This is a genomic window from Bacillus sp. RK1064 (genome assembly GCF_051488405.1).
Lineage (GTDB): Bacteria > Bacillota > Bacilli > Bacillales > Bacillaceae > Bacillus.
Genome location: NZ_JBPSCZ010000001.1, coordinates 2981241 through 3006215, shown reverse-complemented (window position 1 = coordinate 3006215; position 24975 = coordinate 2981241). Strand labels below are relative to the sequence as shown.

General features: G+C 42.5%; 23 protein-coding genes and 1 riboswitch. Of the genes, 2 read left to right on the top strand and 21 right to left on the bottom strand.

The annotated features are described in order from the left end of the window. Positions 1–5: 5 nt before the first annotated feature. Entirely contained in the window at positions 6–374 is a 369-nt protein-coding gene (locus ACSSTM_RS15295) for a hypothetical protein (protein ID WP_034659936.1), read from the top strand. 47 nt (positions 375–421) lie between these two features. Here the strand turns inward: ACSSTM_RS15295 and ACSSTM_RS15290 are convergent, their stop codons facing one another. The 20 genes from ACSSTM_RS15290 to ACSSTM_RS15195 all read right to left on the bottom strand — a co-directional run bounded on the left by ACSSTM_RS15290 (position 422) and on the right by ACSSTM_RS15195 (position 21945). Beyond that, positions 422–1057, bottom strand: a complete 636-nt coding sequence (locus tag ACSSTM_RS15290; protein ID WP_437404231.1) for a response regulator — start codon at positions 1055–1057, stop codon at positions 422–424. Beyond that, the gene (gene liaS / locus ACSSTM_RS15285) at positions 1054–2118 is read right to left on the bottom strand and encodes a two-component system sensor histidine kinase LiaS (protein WP_437404230.1); all 1065 of its coding nucleotides are present in this window, start codon (positions 2116–2118) and stop codon (positions 1054–1056) included. Before liaS ends, ACSSTM_RS15290 begins: the two co-directional genes overlap by 4 nt. Next, positions 2115–2906: a cell wall-active antibiotics response protein LiaF gene (liaF, locus tag ACSSTM_RS15280; protein ID WP_181185435.1), complete on the bottom strand. Its 792-nt coding sequence runs from the start codon at positions 2904–2906 to the stop codon at positions 2115–2117. The genes liaS and liaF overlap by 4 nt, the downstream gene beginning before the upstream one ends. Before the next feature lie 3 nt (positions 2907–2909). Further along, positions 2910–3779, bottom strand: coding sequence for a LiaG family protein (gene liaG / locus ACSSTM_RS15275; protein ID WP_060597277.1), 870 nt, complete (start codon positions 3777–3779; stop codon positions 2910–2912). A 111-nt stretch (positions 3780–3890) separates the two neighbouring features. Next, positions 3891–4553, bottom strand: coding sequence for a stress responsive protein LiaH (gene liaH, locus ACSSTM_RS15270; RefSeq protein ID WP_106043594.1), 663 nt, complete (start codon positions 4551–4553; stop codon positions 3891–3893). A 15-nt stretch (positions 4554–4568) separates the two neighbouring features. After that, positions 4569–4961: a hypothetical protein gene (locus ACSSTM_RS15265; RefSeq protein WP_106043593.1), complete on the bottom strand. Its 393-nt coding sequence runs from the start codon at positions 4959–4961 to the stop codon at positions 4569–4571. 216 nt (positions 4962–5177) lie between these two features. Then, positions 5178–5750, bottom strand: coding sequence for a cob(I)yrinic acid a,c-diamide adenosyltransferase (locus ACSSTM_RS15260; protein WP_437404229.1), 573 nt, complete (start codon positions 5748–5750; stop codon positions 5178–5180). 124 nt (positions 5751–5874) lie between these two features. Further along, complete coding sequence (locus tag ACSSTM_RS15255) at positions 5875–7161, bottom strand: heme ABC transporter ATP-binding protein (RefSeq protein ID WP_187704149.1); 1287 nt, start codon at positions 7159–7161, stop codon at positions 5875–5877. Further along, on the bottom strand, positions 7158–8216 hold the full coding sequence (locus tag ACSSTM_RS15250) for a FecCD family ABC transporter permease (RefSeq protein WP_034659946.1): 1059 nt from the start codon (positions 8214–8216) through the stop codon (positions 7158–7160). Before ACSSTM_RS15250 ends, ACSSTM_RS15255 begins: the two co-directional genes overlap by 4 nt. Then, the gene (locus tag ACSSTM_RS15245) at positions 8182–9132 is read right to left on the bottom strand and encodes an ABC transporter substrate-binding protein (protein ID WP_034659948.1); all 951 of its coding nucleotides are present in this window, start codon (positions 9130–9132) and stop codon (positions 8182–8184) included. The genes ACSSTM_RS15250 and ACSSTM_RS15245 overlap by 35 nt, the downstream gene beginning before the upstream one ends. A gap of 176 nt (positions 9133–9308) precedes the next feature. Continuing rightward, positions 9309–10697, bottom strand: coding sequence for a glycoside hydrolase family 28 protein (locus ACSSTM_RS15240; protein ID WP_034660694.1), 1389 nt, complete (start codon positions 10695–10697; stop codon positions 9309–9311). 20 nt (positions 10698–10717) lie between these two features. Next, entirely contained in the window at positions 10718–12211 is a 1494-nt protein-coding gene (locus ACSSTM_RS15235; RefSeq protein ID WP_095285796.1) for a UxaA family hydrolase, read from the bottom strand. Next, positions 12208–13665: a tagaturonate reductase gene (locus ACSSTM_RS15230; protein WP_437404228.1), complete on the bottom strand. Its 1458-nt coding sequence runs from the start codon at positions 13663–13665 to the stop codon at positions 12208–12210. Before ACSSTM_RS15230 ends, ACSSTM_RS15235 begins: the two co-directional genes overlap by 4 nt. A 59-nt stretch (positions 13666–13724) precedes the next feature. Next, positions 13725–14735, bottom strand: coding sequence for a LacI family DNA-binding transcriptional regulator (locus tag ACSSTM_RS15225; protein ID WP_034659952.1), 1011 nt, complete (start codon positions 14733–14735; stop codon positions 13725–13727). A gap of 68 nt (positions 14736–14803) precedes the next feature. Continuing rightward, the gene (gene uxaC / locus ACSSTM_RS15220; RefSeq protein ID WP_095285793.1) at positions 14804–16240 is read right to left on the bottom strand and encodes a glucuronate isomerase; all 1437 of its coding nucleotides are present in this window, start codon (positions 16238–16240) and stop codon (positions 14804–14806) included. 137 nt (positions 16241–16377) lie between these two features. Beyond that, a complete protein-coding gene (locus ACSSTM_RS15215; protein WP_095285792.1) occupies positions 16378–18132 on the bottom strand; it encodes a HAMP domain-containing sensor histidine kinase in 1755 nt (584 codons plus the stop codon). Between the two features lie 3 nt (positions 18133–18135). Further along, a complete protein-coding gene (locus tag ACSSTM_RS15210) occupies positions 18136–18858 on the bottom strand; it encodes a response regulator transcription factor (RefSeq protein WP_034659958.1) in 723 nt (240 codons plus the stop codon). Between the two features lie 176 nt (positions 18859–19034). Beyond that, a complete protein-coding gene (locus ACSSTM_RS15205; RefSeq protein ID WP_060597288.1) occupies positions 19035–19850 on the bottom strand; it encodes an ABC transporter ATP-binding protein in 816 nt (271 codons plus the stop codon). A gap of 19 nt (positions 19851–19869) precedes the next feature. Next, positions 19870–20892, bottom strand: a complete 1023-nt coding sequence (locus ACSSTM_RS15200) for a FecCD family ABC transporter permease (protein WP_034659961.1) — start codon at positions 20890–20892, stop codon at positions 19870–19872. Beyond that, positions 20893–21945, bottom strand: coding sequence for a FecCD family ABC transporter permease (locus ACSSTM_RS15195; RefSeq protein WP_212040870.1), 1053 nt, complete (start codon positions 21943–21945; stop codon positions 20893–20895). A 259-nt stretch (positions 21946–22204) separates the two neighbouring features. Between ACSSTM_RS15195 and ACSSTM_RS15190 the strand changes: the two genes are divergently transcribed. Then, the gene (locus tag ACSSTM_RS15190) at positions 22205–23143 is read left to right on the top strand and encodes an iron-hydroxamate ABC transporter substrate-binding protein (protein WP_060597290.1); all 939 of its coding nucleotides are present in this window, start codon (positions 22205–22207) and stop codon (positions 23141–23143) included. A 35-nt stretch (positions 23144–23178) separates the two neighbouring features. On the opposite strand, the gene ACSSTM_RS15185 is transcribed toward ACSSTM_RS15190, so the two are convergent. After that, a complete protein-coding gene (locus ACSSTM_RS15185; RefSeq protein WP_060597291.1) occupies positions 23179–24585 on the bottom strand; it encodes an amino acid permease in 1407 nt (468 codons plus the stop codon). Positions 24586–24777: 192 nt separating this feature from the next. Further along, a riboswitch (Lysine riboswitch) is annotated at positions 24778–24956 on the bottom strand. Between the last annotated feature and the right edge of the window lie 19 nt (positions 24957–24975).

Sequence of the window (24975 nt, the reverse complement as noted above, 5' to 3'; positions counted from 1 at the left end):
CAATCATGAAACGAGCTTTACTTTCGGCCGGCATTCTATTTTTGATTCTAGGAATACTCCTGTTAGTCGTTGTATTCATGCAATCAAAAGAAGATTTCTTCATTGAAGCCGACAGCTTTTCGAGCACATTTTTGATTGTGATTTATTATGGACAAACCCCTGCGCTCCTTCTTATTGGAGGCGGTTTATTCGTCGGACTTTCACAGATCATTGGTTTGCAGGAGAAAAAAGCAGCAGTGGCAAAGGAGAGCGTACAGCTATTATCCGAGATGAAGAAAGCCCTAGAAGACAAATCGGCCGAGGAGCAGGAGGCTTTTCCAGTTCCTGAGCTCCATCAACTATCCGAACGTCCGATCACAGGACAGAAGGACTAATTTTACGCATGTTCTAGCAGCTTTCATTTGAAAGCTGTTTTTTTATTTTATTGAATCAGCTTATGACGATGCGCATACACAGCCGCTTGCGTCCGGTCTTCTACATCGAGTTTGGAAAGAATGTTGGTAATGTGTGTCTTCACTGTTTTAACTGTAATAAATAGTTCCTCGGCAATGACCTTATTCGACTTTCCATCCGCAATCAGCTTCAAGATTTCCATTTCTCTTGCTGTTAATGCATCATGAAGGATCGATCCATTTGAGGAATGACGGAGTTTATTCATGACCTTTCCAGCCACTTTTGATTCAAGTCTTGGTTCGCCGATACTTGCAGACCGAATGGCATCCGCAATTTCTCCTGCCTTGGATGTTTTTAATAAATAGCTTAAAGCACCTGCCTCAATCACTGGATAGACTTTATCATCGTCAATAAAGCTCGTCAGAACGATAATTCGAGCATCTTCAATTTCCTTACAAATTCTTTTCGTTGCTTCAATGCCATCCATTCCTTCCATGACAAGATCCATTAAAATCACATCTGGCTTTAATTCAACCGCAAGCTCTACACCTTTTTGTCCATCTGACGCTTCACCAATGACTTCAATATCAGCCTGCGCCTCTAAAAAGGCAGCAAGCCCCATTCTCACCATTTCGTGATCGTCGATTAAAAGTACTCGAATCATCGAACGTTCTCTCCTTTTCCTTCATCAAAAATGGGGACCTTCACATCGATTTGAGTTCCTTTTCCCTCAAATGACATAATCTCTGCGACACCGCCTACTTCACTTGTTCTTTCACGAATCGATTCAAGTCCGTAGGAAGCTGTCTTCACATGATCTGTTTGAAAACCGATCCCATTGTCGATAATCTTCAGCTGCACCTGCCGATTTCGAATGAGCAGACGTACCGTCACCTTTGTCGCCTTTGCATGCCTGAACACATTTGACAGGGCTTCCTGTACAATTCGGAAGAGGTGATCCTCTACTCCTTTAGACAGCGGAACATCATCTTCTATTTCCCAATCAATATCAATCGGCTGCTTTGCTTGAAATTCATTTAGGAGTTCAATCAAGCCTTTTTTCAAGTCTTTTCCTTCAAGGGTGATCGGTCTTAGATGAAGCAAAAGCGCACGCATTTCATTTTGTGCATCGCCAGCCATTCGTTCGACTAGGCGCATTTGCTTTAAAATCTTTTCATCCCTTTCCTTCATGCCTTCAAGAATCGCAGAGGTCATCATCGAAATCGCAAACAACTGCTGGCTAACCGCATCATGCAGTTCTCGTGCTAGACGCTGACGTTCTTCTGAAACGACGGATTTCTTCATTTGCACCTGCCATTCAGCCCGTTCATTCGAGAGCTTTTGCAAAGAAGCTACTTGCCCTTCAACTCGTTTCGCCATTTCATTTAATTGATCTGCCGCTAAGCCAATTTCATCGTCGCCAAGAGACGGCAGTCTGTATGCAAAGTTCCCATTTTCAAACTTTAAAATCGACTCTACAAGCTGATCGAGACGCTTCTTATGCTGATAGCCAAATACATGCGAGGCAGAAACCCCAATGACAAGACTAATGATCAGTAAAATACAAAAAAACGGAATGCCGAACCAGCGGGTAGAGAGGAGAATCATCGGATCAAGCTGATAATAAAAAAACATGGGCAGCATCGTCATGATGACAACACCAAGCGAGATCCCTACTCCAAGACGAATAGATTGCCACTGGATACCTAGATGGAGTTTCCTCATAAGTATCTCACATCCACATCTCCAATCAGTAAAGAGATGGAGATTTTCACTTTTCGTTTGCTCTCATCGTAATTGTTGGTCATCACATACACTTTACTGCCGAATCCGCTTCTTTTTTCATCGATAATTTTCATATCACCAATTGCAGCTGAAGCACTCACACATACTTCAATATCCTGCGGTACGTAAATATCCACATCTCCGATGAGCCCGCTAATCACGATCGTGCTCTCTTCTTCTGCGATAATGGCCTTTGATAAGTCGATTTTGACATCCCCGATAAACCCTGAAATCGTCAAATCACTTAATTGAAACGGCTTTTTCATCAGCCTGACCTCACCGATAAAAAAGTCATGCTCTTTGCGCGGCTTTGTCTGGCTCTTTGTTTTCTTTTGGTCGCCCTCTTTTTCAAGATTGACTTTCAGCGAAGGCTTTCCATCGTCCGATGCTTCCTTTTTATCGACATCAAAAACGGGTTTATTCTTCAATAAGCGATAGCCGGCATATATCAAAAAGGCCGCAAATAAATATCCTGTGAGACTAAATGTAATATTGAGCAGAAATTTTAAAAAGAGAAAGCCGGCAAAAATATAGGAAACTGAACCGAGCCAACGTTTGGATCTTGAGTGCAGCCAATAGCCAGCCAGCGCAAAAAACACAGGCCAAAACAAATCGGCTCCGATCCCAATAATTTTGAGAAATAGATTAATACCAAAAATCACGACAATGATGCCTAAAATTTGATTCCTTGAAAAACGCAGTTGACTCGCCTCCTTCCTTTCTTCCATTCATTACCGCAGCTTTAAGTTTCCACTTGTCATTTCAATATCGACTAAGTGTGTTCCTTTTCCCCGCGTGCCTGTAAAGCCTCGTCCTTCACTATCCGCTTGATCAAAGTGATAGGAGTGATCGACACTTCCACTTGTTTTTTTCACCCGGACATTGAAATCTCCTTCATCCGGTAAATTAAATTTGGCACTGCCTGATGTCATATGAAAGGAGACAGGTGACGCAATGGTATCAAAACTTGCCGTTAATCTACCGCTTGTCATGCCTAGTTGCAGCTCCCCTTTGACATCTTTAATATCGGCACGTCCCGAGGTTGCCCCAATATCACTATTTTTCGCATCGATGTGAGACACGGAGAGTCTGCCCGATGTCGCTTTGATTTCTACATTTTTTGCTGAGAAATTCTCGGCTTTGAGGTTTCCGCTTGTTGATTTGAGCGTCACATCTTGAAGAGACAGCTTCCCTTCGCCATCCATCTCGCTGACCCCGCTTCCACCCGTAATCTTCACATTTTTATGATAATCTGTTGGAATTTTGACTAAGAGTTCTCCTTTTTCAAATGAGGAGAAAAACAAGAATCCTTTATTTTCAGCACGGACGTTGAATGTACTGCCTGTTTGGTCCGCATACATTTTCCCTTTCCCATTAACGACAATCACGGAAATATCGGAACGATTTTCAGGCTTTACCTTCACGCGAAACCCAGAAAGAGAGATATCTAATTGATCAATTTCATCTTTTTTCGCTGAAGCTGTTGTGACTGCTTTTTCACGGGAGAAACTCAAATGAAAGAGATCTTCATTTTTGAAAAGCATCCCAATCATTAAAAAGACACCTACAAGTATACAAATTAGACCGATTAACCGCTTCATTCGTACCATCCTTTTATCTTCTGACCTTTTCATTATAAGTAAAAGCGAAACAGAAAGAAATCAAATATCGGAAGAAAAATCCTGCTTTTCTTCCGATCTGACATCGATTCCTTAGTTTGCTTGCTGCTCAGGCTTCTTCTCCAGCTTGAGCTTCTGCCATTCTTTTTCAACCTCATCCGCATAGTCTAGATGAGCATATGCTCCTTGATCGGCAAATTGTGCATAGCTGCCCGCTTTTGTCTCCATTTCTTCGATACGGTTCTCCATTCGAAGAAATTCCTTATATGCACTTTCACTGTCTACTTTGTTCATGGATTCGTTCATATGCTGCTTTGCCTGTGCAGCATTTGCTCTTGCAATCAGAGCCTGCTTCTTGTCTTTAATATCACGCAGCTTCGTTTCTAACTGCTGCAATTGCTCTTTCAGCTCTTTCAATTGTTTCACAGATTGCTGATAAGCTTCCTGATATTCCTGATGCTTTTCTTCAAAATACTTCATTTCTGTGAGCGCTTTTCGTGCAAGTTCCTCTTCTCCTGCATGAAATGCCAGCTCAGCCTGCTTCTTTCTTTTATCAGCAAATGCTTCTGTCTCTTCTGCTTTGTGCAGGAAGCCTTGTTGAATCGTTTGCTGTTTGATGATCGCATGTTTCGCTTTGGCAATATCGTCCTCCATATCACGAACGTACTGATTCAGCATGACACGCGGATTCTCCAATTTATCTAAGCCTTCATTGACCGTTGCAACAAACATATCTCTTACTCTTCTGAATACCATTTGATATTCCTCCTCTTATTTTTTCTTTAAAAAGTCTTCCCATTCTTGATCAAATGACGTGTGAATAGGTTCTTCCATTTTCGGTGCCGTGTTTGGCTCCATATATGATCTGGTTGATGATTCTTTTGCCTGTTCACCATTGATCATCGTCCAGCCGAAGTAGAGAAGCCCCCCAGCCAATGCGATTCCAAGGATAAATGGCAAAGATTGCACAACGAGCAGTACACCAATGACCGCTAGAATGACACCGAACGTTTTACTGCCTTTCTCATATTTCTTTACACCTACATAGATGAGCCACGCCCCAATCAGAATCGGGATCAGCCCTCCTAGTGAACCACCGAAGAAGATGGATAGACCGACAAACATTAAAATCGAACCGATGATGGTTTTACTTGTTATTTTCATCTTCATGCCTCCTTTCTTGCTCCTTGCTTTTACTTTAGTCAAAAAAGAGAGCTGGCAAAACGTGTCGCAGATTGATCTTTCATTGCGACCAGAGTCGTAACTTCGCTCAGACTAAGCGATAGAACCTAATAAAAAAGCACTCTTCTCATTCGAAGAGTGCTTCAGATTGTTGACAAAGGGCTAAAATGATCTTTATTTTAGCCCTTTGTCTTCTTTTCAGCGTGTAGACCGAAACACGTCTGCGCTTCGTTCATATTTAACATCAGCTTCACCGAGCCGATGATTCACGACTCGTGCGGCTGCAAATAAATAGTCGGATAGACGGTTCACATAGGTGAGTGTAACCGCTGGAATCTCCTCCTGCTTCGCAAGCGTCACAATATGCCTCTCTGCTCTTCTGACGACTGTCCGCGCCACATGTAAGAGAGCAGCGCCTTCCTGGCCGCCCGGCAAAATAAACTTTGTGAGAGGCGTGGCTTCTTCTACATAGACATCCATTCTTTGTTCAAGGACTGCTACAGAAGCATCAGTTAATTTGCCTTCTTTCCGTGGTTTGACTGCTGCCAAATCACCGCCGCAGTCAAAGAGCTCGTGCTGTATCACAATCAGCTCTGACAAAATGTCTTGAAACAATTCGCCATGCTGACGTAAATTTGCATGTGCGAGTCCAATGAAGCTATTCGCCTCATCTAACGTGCCGTATGCCTCTACTCTCACATCATCCTTATCGGCTCTCCCGCCGATCAAGCCTGTTTGACCTTGATCCCCTGTTTTTGTATAAAGTTTCATCGGTTTTCCTCCTAGTCTATTGCTTTGTCCTTTTAGTATAACCTGAAGTGGAAATGATGTATTTGTTTAACTAAAGCACTGTGATTTTCATCGCATCATAAACAAAAAAAGCGAACCCCTTGGTTCACTTTTGAATGGCATTCAGTGTATAAAGAAGACGGTGCACTTTCTGCCTTAATCTTTCGTGTAAATGCTTATCATCTTCTGTTTCTTTCATATTGGCAGCAGCGATACAAAGATGATGAATGGACATGCTCGTCTCCTGTTTAATCATGTGGGCAAGCTGCCCCATGAGCTGAACAGACGATCCGTCTGATAAAGATTCTTTCAGTACAAGCCAAATGGTCAGCTCTTCTTGATGACGCATGCCGTAAAGCACCATGTCGTTTTCTGTGTCTTCAGCAGCAAATTGGTTTGGTCCACTCGGTTGGTCGTAAAACAATATTCCTTCACAATCATCCAGCTCGTCACGAAGTATCTCAGTTCCTGTTCTGAGAGATCTTTTCCAAAAGAAGCCGCCCCTTTTCTGATGTGAGGAAAGGACGCGGAGCGGCTGTTTGAGGGAAAACGTCATTCCTTCTGAGCCATACGTTTTCCAGCCATCCGCTAACTTTGTATTTGATGCTATAGAAGCCCCCGCAGGCTCAATGATCAGCTGAGGGTTTGCTCTTCGCGGGTGTTGGAGCGGCGTTACCTCTGTTTCATACACACGGTTGATTCGCTCAGGCGTCAAGACGTGATGCGGCAGTCCTATCATTTCCGTCTTTCCTTCATCAAGCAGCAGCAGCCGGTCACAATATAAACTGGCGATGTTCACATCATGAAACACGCCGATCACCGTCAGCCTAGAGGAAGTGGTCTCTTCTTTAATTAAATCAAGCAAGTCTTTTTGATAGGCCAAATCAAGAAAACTGGTTGGTTCATCCAGCAATAAATATTCAGGCTGCTGGGCTAATGCCTGTGCCAAGTACACACGCTGCTGTTCTCCCCCGCTCAACTCATGAATGGATTGATCCTTAAATTGTGCAACATCCGTTTGTTCCATTACTTTGTTTACGACCTGCATATCTTCTCGCGTAACAGATTGCAGCCATCCTTTTTGATATGGGTAACGACCGAATTGAACCGTTTCTTCCACTGTAAATGAGAAGGCTTGGTCCGTTTTCTGCGGTAGAACAGCCATTTTTTGCGCAAGCGCCTTTGGACGGTAGGATTGAACCAGTTGGCCGCTCAGGCGTACCTCGCCACTGTCAGGTGCCAGCATCCCAGAAATCATTTTAAGCAAGGTCGACTTACCGCTCCCATTTGGACCAAGTATACCGAGAAATTCTCCTTGCTTTACCTCAAGGCTGATGCCACGTATGACCTCTTTCTCTCCATATCCACCTCTGATTTCCTTCACTTGAATCATAGATGCGTCCCTCCTCTATATTTACGGATGAGGATGATGCCGAATACAGGGGCACCAATTAACGCAGTAATGATGCCAATCGGTAATTCAGTCGGTTCAATGATCGTACGGGATAACACATCTGCTAAAACGAGAAAGGAAGCGCCGTTCAGCATAGACAAAGGCAGGAGGTGCCGGTGGTCTGTGATGGCTAAGAGGCGAATAAAATGCGGAATCACAAGTCCCACAAATCCGATCGTCCCTGACACCGCTACCGCACTACCAGTCAGAATCGAGCCAGCAAGCAGCACTATATATTTGCTCCTTCTCACATGAACACCTAATAGCTTTGCCTTCTCCTCGCCATACGTCATGACATTCAAATCTCGTCCCATCAGCATTAATGCAAAGGTCCCGACAAGAAAGAAAGGAAGGAAAAGCGCAATATAGCGCCAGCCCCTCATGGACACACTGCCGAGTAGCCAATGAATAATCTCTTTTAGATCATCACCTGTTAAAGCAATCATCAATGATATAAGCGCACCCAAAAAAGAGCTGAAAATCACCCCTGTTAAAATTAAAGAAGAGATGCTCATCCCCCGATGAACAAGACGCGCAAAAAAGAGGACGAGACATAGGGTCACAAGCGCTGTTGCCATACTGAAAAAAGGCAGTGTGAAACTGCCGAGCAAAGGGAGCTGCAAGCTGAAAAATAGTGTGGCGACGGCTCCAACTGATGCCCCTTGAGATACACCCAGCGTATATGGGTCAGCAAGGGGATTTTTTAATAAACCTTGAAAGGCTGCACCTGATAACGCCAGCGCTGCTCCGACTAGTGCCGCTAATATCACTCTCGGCAGCCGGATATTCATCATAATATTGCGATCAATTGAATCTATTGTGCCAATCTGCACCCCGAATAGTTCATGAACAAATATACGGAGAATAGAAGGAATGGGAATCCCTAAGCTTCCAAAGGAGATTCCCATTCCAATGCTCACCACAAGAAGTAAAACACTTAGTGTGTATGCGATGATGAATTTATTTGAACGTGTCAGGATAGATGCTTTTCGCAAGAGCCTCGACTCCTTCAACCAATCGCGGTCCCGGTCTTGATGCGAGATCCGTATTCAATTGAAAGACTTGTTTTTCCTTCACTGCTTTGATCGCATTCCAGCCGTCTCTCTTTTTCAGATCAGCTAAGCTGGAACCATCAATTGTGACGATCACATCAGGATTTCGTTTGATAATCGCTTCTTCTGTCATTTGCACCCAGCCAGTTTGATCGCCAGCAGCATTTTTCGCATGGATAACAGAAAGCATTTCGTCCATAAATGTATTTGTACCTGTTGTATAGATTTCAGGCGCACCTGATACTTCGACAAAGACTGTTTTTTGTTCGTCTTTGGAGATCGCCTCTGCTTGTTTCTTGATGTCATTCAATTTTGTTTTCATCTCATCTACAAGCTTTGTTGATGCTTCTTTTACACCTGTTGCTTCACCGATCATATTGATCGATTTGTACACATCCTTAAAGGAGGTGGCATCATTTACAGTCAGTACTTGAATTCCTGCATCTTCAAGCTGTTTAAATCCATCTTTTGATCCCATCTGCGATGCATGAGCTAATACTAGATCAGGCTTTAAGGAAATGACCTTCTCGACATTGAATTCAAGTCCGCCAATCTTCTCTACCTTTTCAACTTCCTTTGGATAATTGTCAAAATCCGATCGTCCAACCATTTTATCGCCAAGACCAAGCGCATAGGCAACCTCTGTATTACTTGGAATTAATGAAACAATACGCTTAGGCTGCTCTTTGATTTCGACTGTTTTACCAGCTGCATCTTTAATCGAGACAGGAAATGCCGCAGCCGCTGTTTCGTTATTTTGTGAACTCTTTGCTTTATGATCTGTCTCAGCACCTGCACATCCTGCTAAAACACCCATCACAAGCAATAGCGATAGCCAAATGGCCGTTAACTTTTTCATGAATGAACCCCCTGGTTTATGTACTGCTTGACGTCATCTCTTCCGTCAATTCTTTTCTAATTTCGGGAATATTATACTACAGTGCAGATAGGTTGTATATGTGATTTCTAAAAGCGTCTTTTTCGTTCTTACTAAAAGAAAAACAGCCTCCGAAAAGACTGTTTTTCACTCATCTATCAATTGATTTGTTCCCCATTGATGACGACTTTCTGAAAAGAAGGAGATACTGCATGCTCCAAAGAAAGTGGATACGTCACATGATCTATGACACAATTTTTCATATTGAAGTGTGTAACGGGGGAATGTGAGTAGGCGGCTATTTTCACACCATATCGTCCGCCGCTGCTTTTCAGTCCTTCTACTTCAATATGACGCACAACAGGACGATGTGGACCCGCATCCCCTTCCTCATACATCATGTCGATACAGACCACTTCATGCTTTAAGCTTTTGACTGTGTTGTTTTTAAAGTAAATATGTTCAATGGTACCGCCTCTGACAGAGTTGGTTTTAATACGCAGTGCCCGGTCAAGGTTCGGACTATCCATTACATTATTCTCTGCATATACATACCTGACCCCGCCAGAGATTTCACTCCCGATCGTCACTCCGCCGTGTCCATCACGCATCTCATTTCTACGAATGACAATGTTTTCAGATGAAACCCCTATTCTCCGCCCGTCCTCGTTTCTGCCAGATTTGATGGCAATACAATCGTCTCCATTATCAAAATAACAATCTTCAATGAGCACATTCCGGCAAGACTCCGGATTAACACCATCTGTATTTGGTCCATGCCCGATGATATGGACTCCACGGACGATGACATTTTCACTTAGCACAGGATGAATTTGCCACATCGGTGAATCCTTCACTGTCACTCCTTCAATGAGAACTTGCTGGCATTGGTAGGGCTGGATAAAGCTTGACCTTAAATAATGGCCTTCTCCAAACACTCTTTCTTCTACTGGTATCCTCTTTTCAGCCATTTCAAATAGAAGCTGCCGATCCCGGTCCTGAGACGGCTGGCCATTCGTGCCATACTTCCAAGGCCACCAATGATGTTCATCCCCTCTGCCATCAAGCGTTCCAGCTCCTGTGATGGCGATATTTTCTGCATGGTGTGCATAAATGAGAGGTGAATAATTATAAAGCTCAATCCCTTCATATCTTGTCAGTACAATCGGCAGATAATCCTTTGGATCTTGGCTGAATGCCACATAGGCTTTCTCATGCAAATGCAGCTCTACATGACTCTTCAATTCTAGAGCACCTGTCACAAACGTCCCTTCTGGAATCAGCACACGTCCCCCTTTCAAACGGTGCGCATCATCAATCGCAGACTGGATAGCATCTGTTGAAAGCTCTATCCCTTTCCCATCTGCACCATAATGAACCACATTAAATTCACGATCAGGGAACAGCGGCGCTTTTATCTGCTTTAACACTTGATCGATTCCGTTTGCTTTTTTGTCTTTCTTCTCTTGCCTTGCTAAACGCGTGAGTCCGATTCCTGTGAGTACCGTTCCTGCTGTGATATACATCAAATCCCGCATTTTAAACACGTTCTCATCCCCCAGTCGCCTTAAAGTGTGACACCTGTTTTGAAAATAGCCAGCTCTCTAAAATTGTTTTTTTCATGATTTAATAGCTTTCCGCTCGCCACATCAATGACAGTTGAAATGAATTTTTCTAATACAACATCTTCTGGTACATCTTCAAGCAGTTCTCCCGCATTAAAGTCAATCCAGTGCTTTTTTGTTTCATATAAGGCTGTATTCGTCGAGACTTTCATTGTAGGGACAAACGTACCAAATGGTGTCCCTCTGCCTGTTGTAAAAAGGACCAACTGACAGCCGGAAGCAGCAAGTGCGGATGAAGCAACCAAATCATTACCTGGCGCACTTAATAAATTCAGGCCCTTTCGCTTCAGCAATTCCCCGTATCTCAATACATCTTGAATTTCAGAAGTCCCTGCTTTTTGTGTACAGCCGAGAGATTTATCCTCTAATGTCGAAATTCCACCAGCTTTATTTCCTGGGGAAGGATTTTCATATACTGGCTGTCGATGATCCATGAAGTATTGTTTAAAGTCATTGATCATTTGCACAATATTGTCGAAAGTCGCTTCTGATTCCGCTCTCTCCATTAAAATCGTTTCAGCTCCAAACATCTCGGGCACTTCTGTTAACACTGTCGTGCCGCCTTGAGCAACAATAAAATCGGACAGCCTTCCTAAAAGCGGATTTGCGGTAATGCCGGAGAATCCATCTGATCCTCCGCACTTCAAGCCGATTTTCAGCTCAGATAACGGGATCTCTTCACGGTGATCTTCTTTCGCCGCATCATAAATTTCCTTGAGTAAAGCGACTCCCGTCTCAATCTCATCTCCTACTTCTTGGCTTCTTAAAAATTTCACTCTCTCACGGTCATATTCACCTAATGTGGACTGAAAATCTTCAATATCATTATTTTCACAACCAAGTCCAAGGACGAGCACCCCTCCAGCGTTAGGATGCTTCACGGCATTTTGTAAAATGGTTTTTGTATTTTCATGATCGTCCCCAAGCTGGGAGCATCCATAATTGTGCTTTAATACGAGAGCTGTTTCAAACGGATGGATGTTTCCGCCCATTTCAGCGGTGAATATTTGGATGATTTGATCGGCAATGCCATTCACGCATCCAACGGTTGGGACAATCCAAAGCTCATTGCGAATCCCGCTTTCCCCATTTTTTCGTTTATATCCTTTAAATGTAAGATTCGTTTTTTCATAGGGGTTGTCTGTGAATGAAGGCTCGTATTCGTAATCGAGCTTTCCTGATAGATTGGTTTTGATATTATGCGTATGCACCCATTCTCCAGCAGAAATGGCAGTCGTTGCATGCCCAATGGGGTAGCCATATTTCATGATATTCTCTCTTTGCTTGATATCAGCCAAAGCAAACTTATGACCTTTGGGAACGTTCTCTTTTAAGACAACAGAGTGTCCTTGATGGCGCAGCTCATCCCCTTGCTCAAGCACTTTTAAAGCAATACCGACATTATCTGAAGGGTGAATCACAATAAAATCTTTCATGCCTTCTCCCCCTGACTTTCATATTGATGATGCAGCATTCGTTGAACAGCCGCTCTCATCCCTTGCTCCTGTATGAAGGTAAGCTGATCAGCTACAGCGTGACTCAAATCATCTACATCCGTTAAATTTCTCCCCCATAATGGCTCACATGATAGAATCCTGGCTGCGATCGCTTCATTGGATTGGTTCTCCCCTTCCCAGGCTTCCTTCATGAATGCCATTACAGTCTCATCATCCTTTATCCTTTCTGCATATGCTCTGTAAAAATAAATGAGACTGCTAAGTGAAAACACGAGTTTCATTGGCAGCTGTTTCTTTTGCTCAACATAATCAAGCAATGACGGAAGAACTCGGGTTCGGAACTTGGATATACCATTGAGCGCAATATCGAGCAATTGATGCTTCACAAATGGATTGCAAAAACGATCCCAAACCGATTGTGTATAAAGAAGAAGCTCATCTTGAGAGAGCTCAAGCCCTGGCAGTACTTCCTCCTCCAGCATACGCCGGATGAACGGACCAACATGCTTGTCATCCACAGCTTCTTTTACAGTTTCTATACCACATGAGTAAGCGATTGGCACCATTGCTGTATGTGCACCATTTAAAATTCGTACCTTGCTCATGCGATAAGGCGCAATATCTTCTACAAAAAGGACATTTAATCCTGCTTTTTGAAAGGGAAGCTCTTTTTGTACGAAGGCAGGTGCTTCAATAACAAAGAGGTGATAATATTCTGCCGTGACAAGCAACTCGTCGATATACCCATCTTCCTTTTGGACAATTTCAGCTGCTTCCTTAGAAAACCCAGGAACAATCCGATCCACAAGCGTATTACAAAACGTGTTGGCTTCCTTGATCCATGTGATAAACGCAGGCGGCAGGTTCCACTCAGCTGCCATGTCTATCACATATTCCTTCAAGCGGTCACCGTTATGTTCGACCAGTTCACATGGAAGGATGATCAGCCCTTTTTGTTCATCTCCAGTAAATGCTTTAAACCGGTGATATAAGAACGCCGTCAGCTTTCCTGGAAAACTGGCTTGCGGTCGATCCTCCAAGCGATCCTCCTTTCTGAGCATAAGTCCTGCCTCTGTCGTGTTTGAGAAGACAAAGCGGAGATCGGGGTTTTCAGCTACGTATAAAAAACCATCGTAATCCGTATACGTACTGATTCCTCTGCTGATCGATTGAATGATCATGCGCTCATTCATTTCTTGCTGGTCATGATAGCCCTGTATACATAAAGTATATAAGCCATCTTGTTCATTTAAAGCCGCAACGGATCCTTTTCGCGGAGGAACAACAACAGCTCTTCCTTTAAAATCTGTGCAGTCGTTCAGCTTCTGGATGTGCCAATTAATAAATCCTCGCATAAAATTCCCTTCACCAATCTGTAAAATCGTTTCCGGATATTCAGGCACAGGGTACATGGCTTTTGATAAACGTTTCAAATGGATTCCCCTCTCTTCGTGATATGCACACGTGAACATTTATCTTTAAAAGGTGCTGATTACTGCACCTTTTTGACTGAATCTCTGATCATCAGCTCTGTGTGGACATAGATTTTTTCCATATGATCTTCTTCCTGCTCTTCACCGTTTATGACTGATAGGATGGCTTCTGCTCCAAGTGCACACATTTTTTCGATAGGCTTTTTTACCGTTGTCAGTGCAGGCGTGGTGTAGGATGAGAATGCTATATCATCAAAACCGATAATAGAGATATCACCTGGACACGTCTTGCCTTTTGCATATAAAGCATTCATCGCACCAATGGCCATGTCATCGTTAGAGCAAAAAAGCGCTGTTGGCGGATGATCAAGGGTCAGCAGGGATTCCATTGATTCATAGCCGCTTTTCATGTGGTAGTCACCTGTGATCATATATTCTTTCTTCATAGGAATATGGTGATCAATTAACGCTTGGAGAAAGCCGGCTTTTCTCTCCTGAGTCGATTTAAAGCCTTCTTTTCCTTCAATGATGGCGATTTGATGATGGCCTTGCTGAATGAAATAGTGCGCTGCCTGATATGCTCCTTGACTATCATCTGCTAATATATTCATCACTTCATTACTTTCTACACGGCGATTCAGCACAATGATTGGAATGCCCTGTTTCTTGACATGATGGATAAACGCTTCATCGTGCTCGCTTTGACTCATAAGCAAAATGCCATCGTAGCGCTGTTTATGAATGGTTGTGTAATCGTGAAAGTCGTCAATTCCCCTTACAAACAGATTATAATGCTCAGTCATCACGCTATTGACGCCCTTTAACGCATCTACAAAGAAGCTTGAAGATGTGCCTTCTGTTAAACTCGTAAAAAACAGACCGATTGTAAACGATTTTTGTGATACAAGGCCTCTGGCATGGACATTCGGTGAATAATTCAGCTGTTTTGCAATCGACAAAATCTTTTGTTTTGTCTTCTCTTTAATAAAAGGACTATTATTCAAAGCCCTTGATACCGTAGTATGAGAGACGTTTGCCAATTTTGCTATGTCTTTAATTGTGACTGTCATGCTATTCCGCCTTTTATGATTTTTTTCCATCTTATCATAAAACCGCTTTCATTTTCTTACCTTTTTCCTCATGTGATTTTACTTTGATGCTGGAGCTGCTTTGCCCGGTCAAATTGAAAATATTGCTTGGCATTTTCATAGCTGATTCCTTTCACGATCCCCCCTAACAGCTCAAGGTCATAGGGGACTTCTCCTTTTTCTACCCAATCTCCGATGATATCACAAAGCAGTCTTCGGAAATATTCATGCCTTGTATACGACAAAAAGCTTCGTGAATCAGTCAGCATCCCGATGAAACGGCTGATCAGTCCAATACTGGAAAGAGCCATCATCTGCTCTGTCATTCCTTGCTTCGTATCATTAAACCACCAGGCTGTGCCGTGCTGCATCTTCCCCGGTGTCTTCCCGTCTTGAAAGCTTCCAGCCAATGTTGATATCACCACATTGTCCCTAGGATTCAAGGAATAGAGAATGGTGTTTGGCAAAGCATCTTCTTGTTCTAAACGATCTAATATTCGGCAAAGCGGCTTTGCAATGTCCTCATCATTCATCGCATCATACCCCGTATCTGGTCCGAGCCGCTCAAACATTTTTGTATTGTTGTTTCTAAGCGCATTGATATGAAGCTGCATCGCCCAGCCACGCTCACAGTATGCCTGACCTAGCATAATGAATGTCTCTGTTTTAAACTTGATCTTCTCTTCTTCCGTCAATGGATGACCAGACATTCTTTTATGAAAGATGGTCTCCACTTCTTCTTCTGTCGTTTCTTCATATGTCATTTCATTTATAGCATGATCTGAGATCAAACAGCCGTGTTCATGGAAGAAATCAATTCTTGCACGGAGTGCTTTTAAGAAGTCTTGGTAGGATTGTATTGGAGTAGCTGAAACCTCTGCCAGCTCGTGAACATATTTTGCAAACAGATCATTCGCTATATCGAGTGCTTTATCAGGTCGAAACCCTGGGAGCACTTGTACAGAGAATTCCTCTTCCCGCAGTTTTTGATGATAGTGAAGCGAATCGACCGGATCATCTGTTGTCACAACGGTTTCAACGTTTGATTTCACAATGAAGTCCCTCGCACCAAATCCCTCTCCTTGCAGCTTTTCATTGACTTTCCGCCAAATAATGTCTGCGTTTTTTTCGTTTAATAGGTCTTCGGCTTCAAAATATCGTCTCAGCTCTAGATGAGTCCAGTGATAGAGTGGATTTCCAATGGTCATGGGTACGGTCTTCGCCCACGCCAAAAATTTCTCATGATCTGATGCATCCCCCGTAATGTGCGTTTCAGGGATGCCATTTGCTCTCATGGCACGCCATTTGTAATGATCTCCATAAAGCCATGCTTCGGTGATATTTTGGAAGGTTTTATTTTCATAGATGTCTTTAGGACTTAAATGACAATGGTAATCTATAATTGGAAGGTCCTTTGCAAACTCATGGTATAGCTTTTCCGCCGTTGGACTGTTTAGTAAAAACTGCTCATCTAAAAAGGCTCTCATCAAACTCCCCCATCCCTCTTATCGTATGAAAAATAATTTGTTCACGTTAACAATTTAATTGTAATCGTTTACAAAGTTGATTTCAATCCTAAAACAGGAAAAAACGATCTCCTTAAGAAAGGGAAATCGTTTTTTGCCTATTTTACAGAAGGTGATTTTTTTAGGATAATCGCAATAGTTGTTCCAGCACCTAGTTCGCTTTCCACTTGAATATCACCGTCATGCAGCAAAACAAGCTCTTTTGCTATTGCCAGCCCAAGTCCTGTTCCATTCGTTGGGTCATTTGTATTTGTCCCTCTGTAGTAGCGGTTAAATAAGTGATCTACCGTTTCTTGTGCCATTCCGCATCCGTTGTCTTTCATTTCGATCCGAACTTCTTCATTTGTTTCAGATAAAACAGCTGTAATATGAGTGCCTTTTTGGTTATGCTTGACTGCATTCGCCAGCAGGTTCTCAATCACTCGTCTGAACCAGGCTTTGTCGATCTCAAACATGACACCGTTTGTTTGATCTTCATTAGAGGATGAAAAATCCTCAGAAAAGGAGCTTCTTGAAAACTCGTCCATAATAGAGGCTAAAAATTCACCCAGCTCGACCGGCTTTCGATTAATAGGCAAGGCCCCATTTTTCAATCGGTACGTGAGGTTTAAATCCTCAATCAAGGTCGACATGTATTCTGATTTCTCACGAATCACCTGTCCCATTTCCATGACTTCTTCCTTGGACCATTGATATTGATCAGATTCAAGCATGAGCCCATAACCGTAAATCGTACTAAGAGGTGTTTTCAAATCATGCGACAATCCTGCAATCCATTCTTCCCTTGTGGTTTGAATTTTTCTTCGGTTTGCTTCATTCTCTTTTAATGTAAGCGTGAGCTGATCCATTGTTTTTAGGATATCCTCAAATAATCGGTATTCCCGCTTAATACGACCTTTTTTATTTTTACTGATTGGAATTCCTTTTCTATTTGTTGGTTCCTGCAATTTATTTCTAGATAAGAAAATCAGCCAGCGGATAATGTGATAGATCGGCAGACCATAGCGATACGAGTACCATAATGTCATGACGATAATAATAGTGAGTGCAAGACCTGCAATCAAGATGGTTCTATATTGATTTAAAGCATCTGTCTCTTTATCATACAATTCGTCTGGGCTATATACTTTGTTTGGTACCGAAACGATCAAATATAGACTTTTATTCACTCTGATATAAGATAGGTCACTTCTAAACTCCCAAGGCTTCGATTGGTACTTAAGCAATTCAACATCTGTTACGTTATGTTTCAAATCGTTTTTGGCTCGAATGCCTTTTAAGTATTTTCCTTCTTCATTAAACAGGTGTACCGATCCATTCATTCTTTTCAAGAACTCTATCGTTTCAAGCGAATATTGAGAAAGTGCAGCCAGATTTTTCTCATGCTGCTTAAGATAATTGGCTACCTTTGTGCTGTTCGTTTTGAACCCATATAACACGATAAAGCTTTCTTGATCAATCTCAATTGGCCAGAAGTACATCTTGTAATCTTTAAATTGTCTTTTTTCAAAGATCTTGATCATTTCATCCTTTTGATAGGATGTCGGAATATTTTTAGGAAGGTGATAGCTATATACGTTATGTTTTTTTGAATCAATCACTTGCAGCCAGCCGTCACGTTTTTTCACTGCTTGCTTGAGTTGATCTTCGGCTTCCATTTTGCCATCCTCGTTAAAATAGAGCCAGCTCATGAGTGTGTCCCCATCAGCCTTTGTTAAACCAGTTTCGGTCATATTCTCATAGTATTTTTTATAATATAGATTCTCAGTAAACGTATTCCCGATCAGCAGAATCGCAATGACGATAAACATCTGTCCGACAAAGTGAAAGAAAAGTTTTGTTCGTAAATTCATGAATTAATTAAGAACCTTCACAGGGTGCGGAATAAATTTATATCCCATACCACGGATGGTCACAATATATTCAGGCTGACTCGGATCTAACTCGATCTTTTCTCTCAGCTTTCGAATATGAACCATGACGGTGTTGTTATCACCATACGACGGGACGCCCCATACTTTCTCATAGATTTGATCTTTTGAAAGAACCACATTCGGATGATCACAAAAGTACTTCAGCAAGGATAGAAGCTGAGCTGAGCATGCCGTCATCTCTCCTCTCACTTTCAGTTCGGCTGAATGAGGATGATATGAGAAATGGGCATATTCATATTGGTTTTGAGCCTCTTCTTGCTCTTCCTGTAAGGAGATATATGTTCGGTTTAAGTGAGCCTTAATTCTAGCCACAAGCTCTAGCGGATTAAATGGCTTTGTAATGTAATCATCTGCCCCCTGCGCAAAGCCGGTCAGTTTATCTACATCAGACGTTCTTGCAGTTAAATAGAAAATGGGTGCTTTCGTATATTTTCTCATTTCAGGAAGAACATCAAAGCCAGACTTACCAGGCATCATCACATCTAGAAGTAAGAGGTGGATGTCCTCGTTTTTGACAACATCTAATGCTTCATCTGCATGGTAGGCTTTATAAATATGCTTGAATCCTTCTTTTTTTAATACGCGTTCAACCATTTTTACAATTGCTTCTTCGTCATCTGCAATCAATATTTTTGCTGTTTCCACGCATCTCTTTCCTTTCTAGCTATGATCTCTAACCGTATATTACCATTGTCTAAAGTAAAAAAGTACCTCTTTTCTGCATAAAAGCGAAAAAATATCAACTGGAGAAAATGGCAGTACTAGGAAGTTTCAGAGACGCAAAAAAACTCGGCTATTCCACCGAGTTCCTTTTACTTCTATTATCCATTCACAGCTTCTAGCTTTCTTTCATGATTCATTAAGTCATATGTTAAACAGATCGGCTTATTTGTTCTAGGATCAAGTACAATTTCTGCATCAATGTGGAATACCTGACCAAGCACCTCTTTGGTCATGACCTCATGAGGCGTCCCATCTTTGATGACTTTTCCTTGATTGAGGGCAATCATGTAATGAGAAAAACGTGCCGCATGATTCAAATCATGAATGACCATCAACACAGTTCGTCCCTGCTCTCTGTTTAACCGTTCTAACAGCTGAAGAATCTCGAGCTGATGTGCAAGATCCAAATACGTCGTTGGCTCATCTAATAGAAGCAGTTCTGTTTCCTGGGCAAGTGCCATCGCAATCCATACACGCTGACGCTGTCCACCGGAAAGTGCTTCAATTGGCCGGTCATGAAAAGCGATCATGCCCGTTTCCTCAAGTGCCCATCTGATGATTCGTTTATCTTCATTTGATAAGCGACCAAATCCATTTTGATGCGGGAAACGTCCATATGACACAAGCTCATACACTGTCAGTCCGCTTGGTGCTTCGGGCGTTTGCGGTAAGATCGCCATTTGTTTTGAAATTTCTTTTGTAGGCGTTTGATGAATAGCCTGGCCATTTAAGTAAACAGCGCCTTGATGGGACTTCATGATCCGGGACATTGTTTTTAAAATCGTTGATTTCCCGCATCCATTCGGCCCGATCAGTGTTGTCACCTTGCCTTTTGGGATACTGATATTTAAATCATCTACAATCAAACGGTCCTGATAACCGATACAAAGCTTTTCTGTTTCGAGCGATTTCATATGTTTTTCTCCTTCCTCATTAGTTCGTTTTCATCAATAAGTAAATGAAGTAAGGTGCGCCTAAAGCAGAAACGACAAGGCCAACTGGCACCTCTGATGGTGCAAGTATGACGCGGCCAAGTGTATCTGCCAGTAATAATAACAGTGCGCCAATCAACGCGGAGGCCGGTATCATTCCTTGATGTTTTGGCCCAACAAGCTTTCTCGCCAAGTGCGGTGCGGCTAACCCTAGGAACGAGATACTACCTGCAACAGCGACACTTGCACCTGCTAATGCAACGGCAATCAGCATCAGAAAGCTTCTTTCTTTATGAACCGAAATCCCTAAGCCATAGGACAGCTGGTCACCTAAATTCATGATATTTAAGTAGCGTGCTCTCACAAGCGCTAACACAAGGAAAATGAGCATCCATGGAAGAACAGACAGGACATACGTCCAGCTTGAGCCCCAAATGCTTCCTGATAACCACACGATGGCTTGGTTAAAATCATTTGGGCTCATTTTTAATTGAATGACCACAATTGCTGCTGAAAACGCAGCATTAACGCCAATTCCCGTTAAAATCAATCGAACAGGTGTGATGCCTTTTTTCCACGCTAACACATAGATGAGAAATGCAGCAAAGCCTGCACCTGCAAATGCGAAAAGCGGCAGTACAAAAATCGTCAAATTACCTAAGTTCGACATCGTGCCTTGGAATGCAAAGATAAAGAGCACAACGGCAAATCCTGCGCCCGCATTCACACCAAGAATACCGGGATCAGCCAAGCCGTTTTGAGAAACACCTTGCCAGATAGCTCCTGATACAGCGATGGAAGCACCAACAAGTAAAGCGATGATCATTCTTGGAAGTCTGAATTCGAACAGCACAAGCTCATCCATTTCACTTCCGAATCCAAAAAATGTTTTCAATGTATCTATCGGAGAAATACGAATTTCTCCGGTATTTAAACTAATCAAAAATACCGCGACGATGGCTAAAAAGATCATCAGCATCGTTCGTTTATATTTCTTTTTCTTTGCCTGCTGCACCATTTCCATTTAAATTCCGCTCCTTTCACGTCTAGCTAAATATAAGAAGAAAGGAACGCCTATAATCGCAGTAATGGCACCGACTGGCGTTTCAAATGGAGCATTGACTAGCCTTGCAGCAATGTCTGCATAAATTAACAAAATGGCACCTAAAATAGCTGAGCAAGGGATAATCCATCGATAGTCAACTCCGACCAAGAATCTAGTGACATGGGGAATGACAAGCCCGATAAAACCAATTGAGCCTGCCACCGACACAGCAGCACCGGTTAAAAGAATTACGACCAATATTCCTAGCACCTTGACCGTTTTCGTATACTGCCCGAGCCCTTTAGCCAATTCATCACCTAAGCTCAGTACAGTGATCGAGCGAGCAAGGATCATCGCAATCAAAAGTCCTGCAATAGCGACTGGAATAATGACCTGAATGTTGCTCCAATTCACACCTGCAACGCCGCCCGCATACCAAAAGCTCATGTCCTGAGCGACATCAAACCGGATGGCAATTGCTGAAGAGATGGAGCTTAAAAGTGCTCCAACCGCCGTACCCGCTAGTGCGAGCTTCACTGGGGTCAGTCCTCCTTTAGACAGAGTACCGACACCAAACACAATAGATGCACCGAGTGCGGCTCCAGCAAATGACCAAAGAATTAATGTGAAAGAAGATTGGCCTGGGAAAAATGCAAATGCTATCGCAATCGCAAATGCAGAGCCATTTGTCACACCCATAATTTCAGGAGACGCAAGCGCATTTCTTGTCATCCCTTGCATGATGGCACCAGATACAGCTAAAAAGGCACCGACGAGTGCAGCCCCAACTGTACGCGGCAGCCTCAATTCCCGAATGATTTGATGTGAAGTTTGTTGTGGATCAAATTGAAAAATGGCTTCCCATACCGTGTGAAGATGAATATTTGCTGCTCCTAATGATACCGATAAAAAAAGACCAAATGCTAAAGCGATAATTCCTATGATGACAACAGCTGCTGTTCCAAAGGGTTTCGTGACAATATCCATTACATCGTCCTTGGCTGGCAGCTGTTTATTCGATTGTGAGCCCAAAACCAGTCTCTTCCTTTCCGTTCATATCTATTCCTCATTAGTGATAATGATTATCAATCTCGAAGTCTAGTATATCATTTTCTTTTCTTTTTGAAATCATTGTTCTGAACATTTTCTTTATTTTCATCAAAAAACCGGGAGAAACTTACCATTTTTCTTTAGGTCCTAAAATAGCCGATGCATTTTTCATCCCATCATGTTACGATATAATTGAAATTGAGAATCATTATCAAAAGAAAGTGAATAGGAGAGAATCTTTGTGAAAAAACGATCGGGATTTCTTTTGATTTTCTTAGCCGTTCTTATGCTTTTTACAGCTGCTTGCGGCAGCACTTCAAATAAAAAATCTGGCGCCAACCAGAATGACACAATCACCTATCAGGATGTCAAAGGTGAGGTCAAACTCCCTAAAGATCCGAAACGAATTGTGCTTCTGGCGGAAAGCTACTATGGAGACCTCGTGACACTTGGCAAGACGCCAATTGCTGCAACTGCACCCATCTTTAAAAACCCTTTCTATAAGGGAAAAACGGATGGTGTCAAAAACCTTGGACCAACCCCTTCTGTCGAAAAGGTAGCGGCTTTGAAGCCAGATATGATTATCGCTTGGGGAGAAGACGAGAAATTTGATCAATACAAAAAAATTGCTCCAACCGTTGCAATTAAATACAATCAATATTCCTTTAAAGATCAGCTAAAAGAATTCGGTAAAATGACAGGTACACCGAAAAAAGCAGCAGAATGGATCACAAAATGGGATACAAAAATAGCTGAGGTAAAGCCTAAAGTAACAAAAGCGGTCGGCAGCAAAACCGTTTCAATCGTGTCGCCTTTTGATAAAGGTATTTATATCTTTGGAAACACCTTTGCGCGCGGAGGCGAAATTATTTATGACGAGCTGAAATTACGTGCGCCAAAGGCAGTTAAAAAAGACGCTATCGACAGCGGTGTCGGCTATGCAAACATTTCCCTTGAAAAGCTGCCAGAATACGCAGGCGACTATATTTTCACTAGTCCATGGAGTGGTTCAAAAAGTAAAGGAGACCAAGTGTATGAAAGCAGCATTTGGACATCACTGCCTGCTGTACAAAATAAACACGTATTTGAAATCGATCCTGTCGGGTACTTCTTTAATGACCCAGTGTCACTAGAAGGACAGCTTGAGTTTATTGTGGACCGATTAACATCCGCATCATAAAAAAACGTTTCTCCATTTCTGGAGAAACGTTAAAATTATTCTGTTCCTTTGGCGAATCCTTTTGACATGAATGGATAAAGCAAAATACCTACTAAGAACAGACCGATGCCAAGTCCAAATGTTTTCAAATCAGCTGTGCCTGAAATAATGACCCAAGCGGAATACCCCATCGCAACAAGCGCAATGATTCCGTCTCTTGTTCGCTTCCCTTTTTGAAGATCATACGTGTCACCTTGCATGATGACCTTAAAACTATAGATCGAAGACACAATATACGGAATGAGATACGCAAGTGTCGCTGATGTCGTTAAAAAGGTAAAAGCTTCATTAATCGTACGGGACATCACGGAGAAAATAAACAGTTGTGACATGATATTTGTAACCGTCAAAGCAAAAACAGGACTGCCTTTTTTGTTTGTTTTTGCAAATACTGCTGGGAAATCGCCAGCCTTTGCTGCTTGATACGGTACTTCTGAACCAAGTAAGATCCAGCCAAGCATCGAGCCAAATAAACAAATGATCGCAAGCAGTGCCATGACTATTCCGCCAGCCGGTCCAATAATGAGCTGAAGCACGTCAACGAATGGTTTATCTGAGCCTTGCAACTGATCATGCGGCAGGACGCCCATTGTAATCAATGTAATAATCATGTAGATGGAAAGTGCGATTAAAAGACCTGTAATCGTTGCACGTTTCACATCGCGCTGCGAGGATGCTCTCCCTGATAAAATCACAGCTGATTCGATGCCAATAAATGCCCATAGTGTGGAAATGGCCGCATGATGAATTTGGCCTCCAAGTCCCAGCACTCCTTCGCCTTCTGCTGCAACTGGGAAGTAATAATGTTCAAATAATGCCGTTTGGAATGCAAATAATCCCGCAACAATAAAAAGGACGAATCCAAGTACCTTTGAAAAGGTCGTAATAAAGTTTAACTTACTTGCAGCACTTAAGCTTGTAATTAAGATAGTATGTGTTCCCCAGAGAAGAATGGTACATACAATAAAGGTTGTCAGCTGACCAAGTGTGATCGCTTCTTTTCCAAAGGTGAAAATCTCCGTCTTCACGGTGAGAATAGGGAAAAATGTCGTTAAATAACCGGCAAGACTCGTAATAATTGCGACATTACTAATCCAGCTTGCCACCCAATATCCCCAAACCATTGTAAAACCGGCCGCTTTCCCTTTTTTCGGATCGTTAAAAAGTGCTCTTGCATAACTTTGTGGTCCAGCCGTCAGCTGCGGCTTATGAATGGACAAATGCCCAAAAACAAGTGCAATCATCAGCACACCGCCACCTGTGACAAGCCATGCCATCGTCACACCTAAAGGACTGGCATGCTGGGCAAGTGTACTTGGCAGCATAAAGATGCCTGACCCTACCATATTTCCGACGACAAAAGCCGTCAATAACCAAAAACCCCATTTTTTTGTCTGTTCCATTTCCGTACCTCCGTTATATTCACTTCGGACCAGACCCGGCAGTATCTTCATTGATATATTTGTGAAGCAATGACTTGTATTCTTTATGTTCATCATGGGTCACTTTCTTAACAGCATACCCTTATCTTAGATACTCAGAACATAAAAAAAAGCCTGAACAACAGTCCATGCTTTTCAAAACATACACCTTGATCTCCGGATAGCCCTCCACGCTTCAAAGACGTGGCAGTCCTGCATTTATTCAATGCAGACCCAGCATAAAGAAAGTTGGAGCTCTCTCTACACTTCGGCGCTGATGCCTTTTTTCTCATGATCTTCGATTCCATCTCTCCCATGAGTGACTCATCATCCGCGCAACCTCTACCTCACTGAGACATAGCGTGAGGATTT

Excerpts from the sequence above, each read along its gene's own strand:
- ACSSTM_RS15295 (WP_034659936.1), top strand. The coding sequence starts at position 6 with ATGAAACGAGCTTTACTTTCGGCCGGCATTCTATTTTTGATTCTAGGA.
- ACSSTM_RS15290 (WP_437404231.1), bottom strand. The coding sequence starts at position 1,057 with ATGATTCGAGTACTTTTAATCGACGATCACGAAATGGTGAGAATGGGG.
- liaS (WP_437404230.1), bottom strand. The coding sequence starts at position 2,118 with ATGAGGAAACTCCATCTAGGTATCCAGTGGCAATCTATTCGTCTTGGA.
- liaF (WP_181185435.1), bottom strand. The coding sequence starts at position 2,906 with ATGGAAGAAAGGAAGGAGGCGAGTCAACTGCGTTTTTCAAGGAATCAA.
- liaG (WP_060597277.1), bottom strand. The coding sequence starts at position 3,779 with ATGAAGCGGTTAATCGGTCTAATTTGTATACTTGTAGGTGTCTTTTTA.
- liaH (WP_106043594.1), bottom strand. The coding sequence starts at position 4,553 with ATGGTATTCAGAAGAGTAAGAGATATGTTTGTTGCAACGGTCAATGAA.
- ACSSTM_RS15265 (WP_106043593.1), bottom strand. The coding sequence starts at position 4,961 with ATGAAAATAACAAGTAAAACCATCATCGGTTCGATTTTAATGTTTGTC.
- ACSSTM_RS15260 (WP_437404229.1), bottom strand. The coding sequence starts at position 5,750 with ATGAAACTTTATACAAAAACAGGGGATCAAGGTCAAACAGGCTTGATC.
- ACSSTM_RS15255 (WP_187704149.1), bottom strand. The coding sequence starts at position 7,161 with ATGATTCAAGTGAAGGAAATCAGAGGTGGATATGGAGAGAAAGAGGTC.
- ACSSTM_RS15245 (WP_034659948.1), bottom strand. The coding sequence starts at position 9,132 with ATGAAAAAGTTAACGGCCATTTGGCTATCGCTATTGCTTGTGATGGGT.
- ACSSTM_RS15235 (WP_095285796.1), bottom strand. The coding sequence starts at position 12,211 with ATGAAAGATTTTATTGTGATTCACCCTTCAGATAATGTCGGTATTGCT.
- ACSSTM_RS15225 (WP_034659952.1), bottom strand. The coding sequence starts at position 14,735 with ATGACAGTCACAATTAAAGACATAGCAAAATTGGCAAACGTCTCTCAT.
- uxaC (WP_095285793.1), bottom strand. The coding sequence starts at position 16,240 with ATGAGAGCCTTTTTAGATGAGCAGTTTTTACTAAACAGTCCAACGGCG.
- ACSSTM_RS15215 (WP_095285792.1), bottom strand. The coding sequence starts at position 18,132 with ATGAATTTACGAACAAAACTTTTCTTTCACTTTGTCGGACAGATGTTT.
- ACSSTM_RS15205 (WP_060597288.1), bottom strand. The coding sequence starts at position 19,850 with ATGAAATCGCTCGAAACAGAAAAGCTTTGTATCGGTTATCAGGACCGT.
- ACSSTM_RS15200 (WP_034659961.1), bottom strand. The coding sequence starts at position 20,892 with ATGGAAATGGTGCAGCAGGCAAAGAAAAAGAAATATAAACGAACGATG.
- ACSSTM_RS15185 (WP_060597291.1), bottom strand. The coding sequence starts at position 24,585 with ATGGAACAGACAAAAAAATGGGGTTTTTGGTTATTGACGGCTTTTGTC.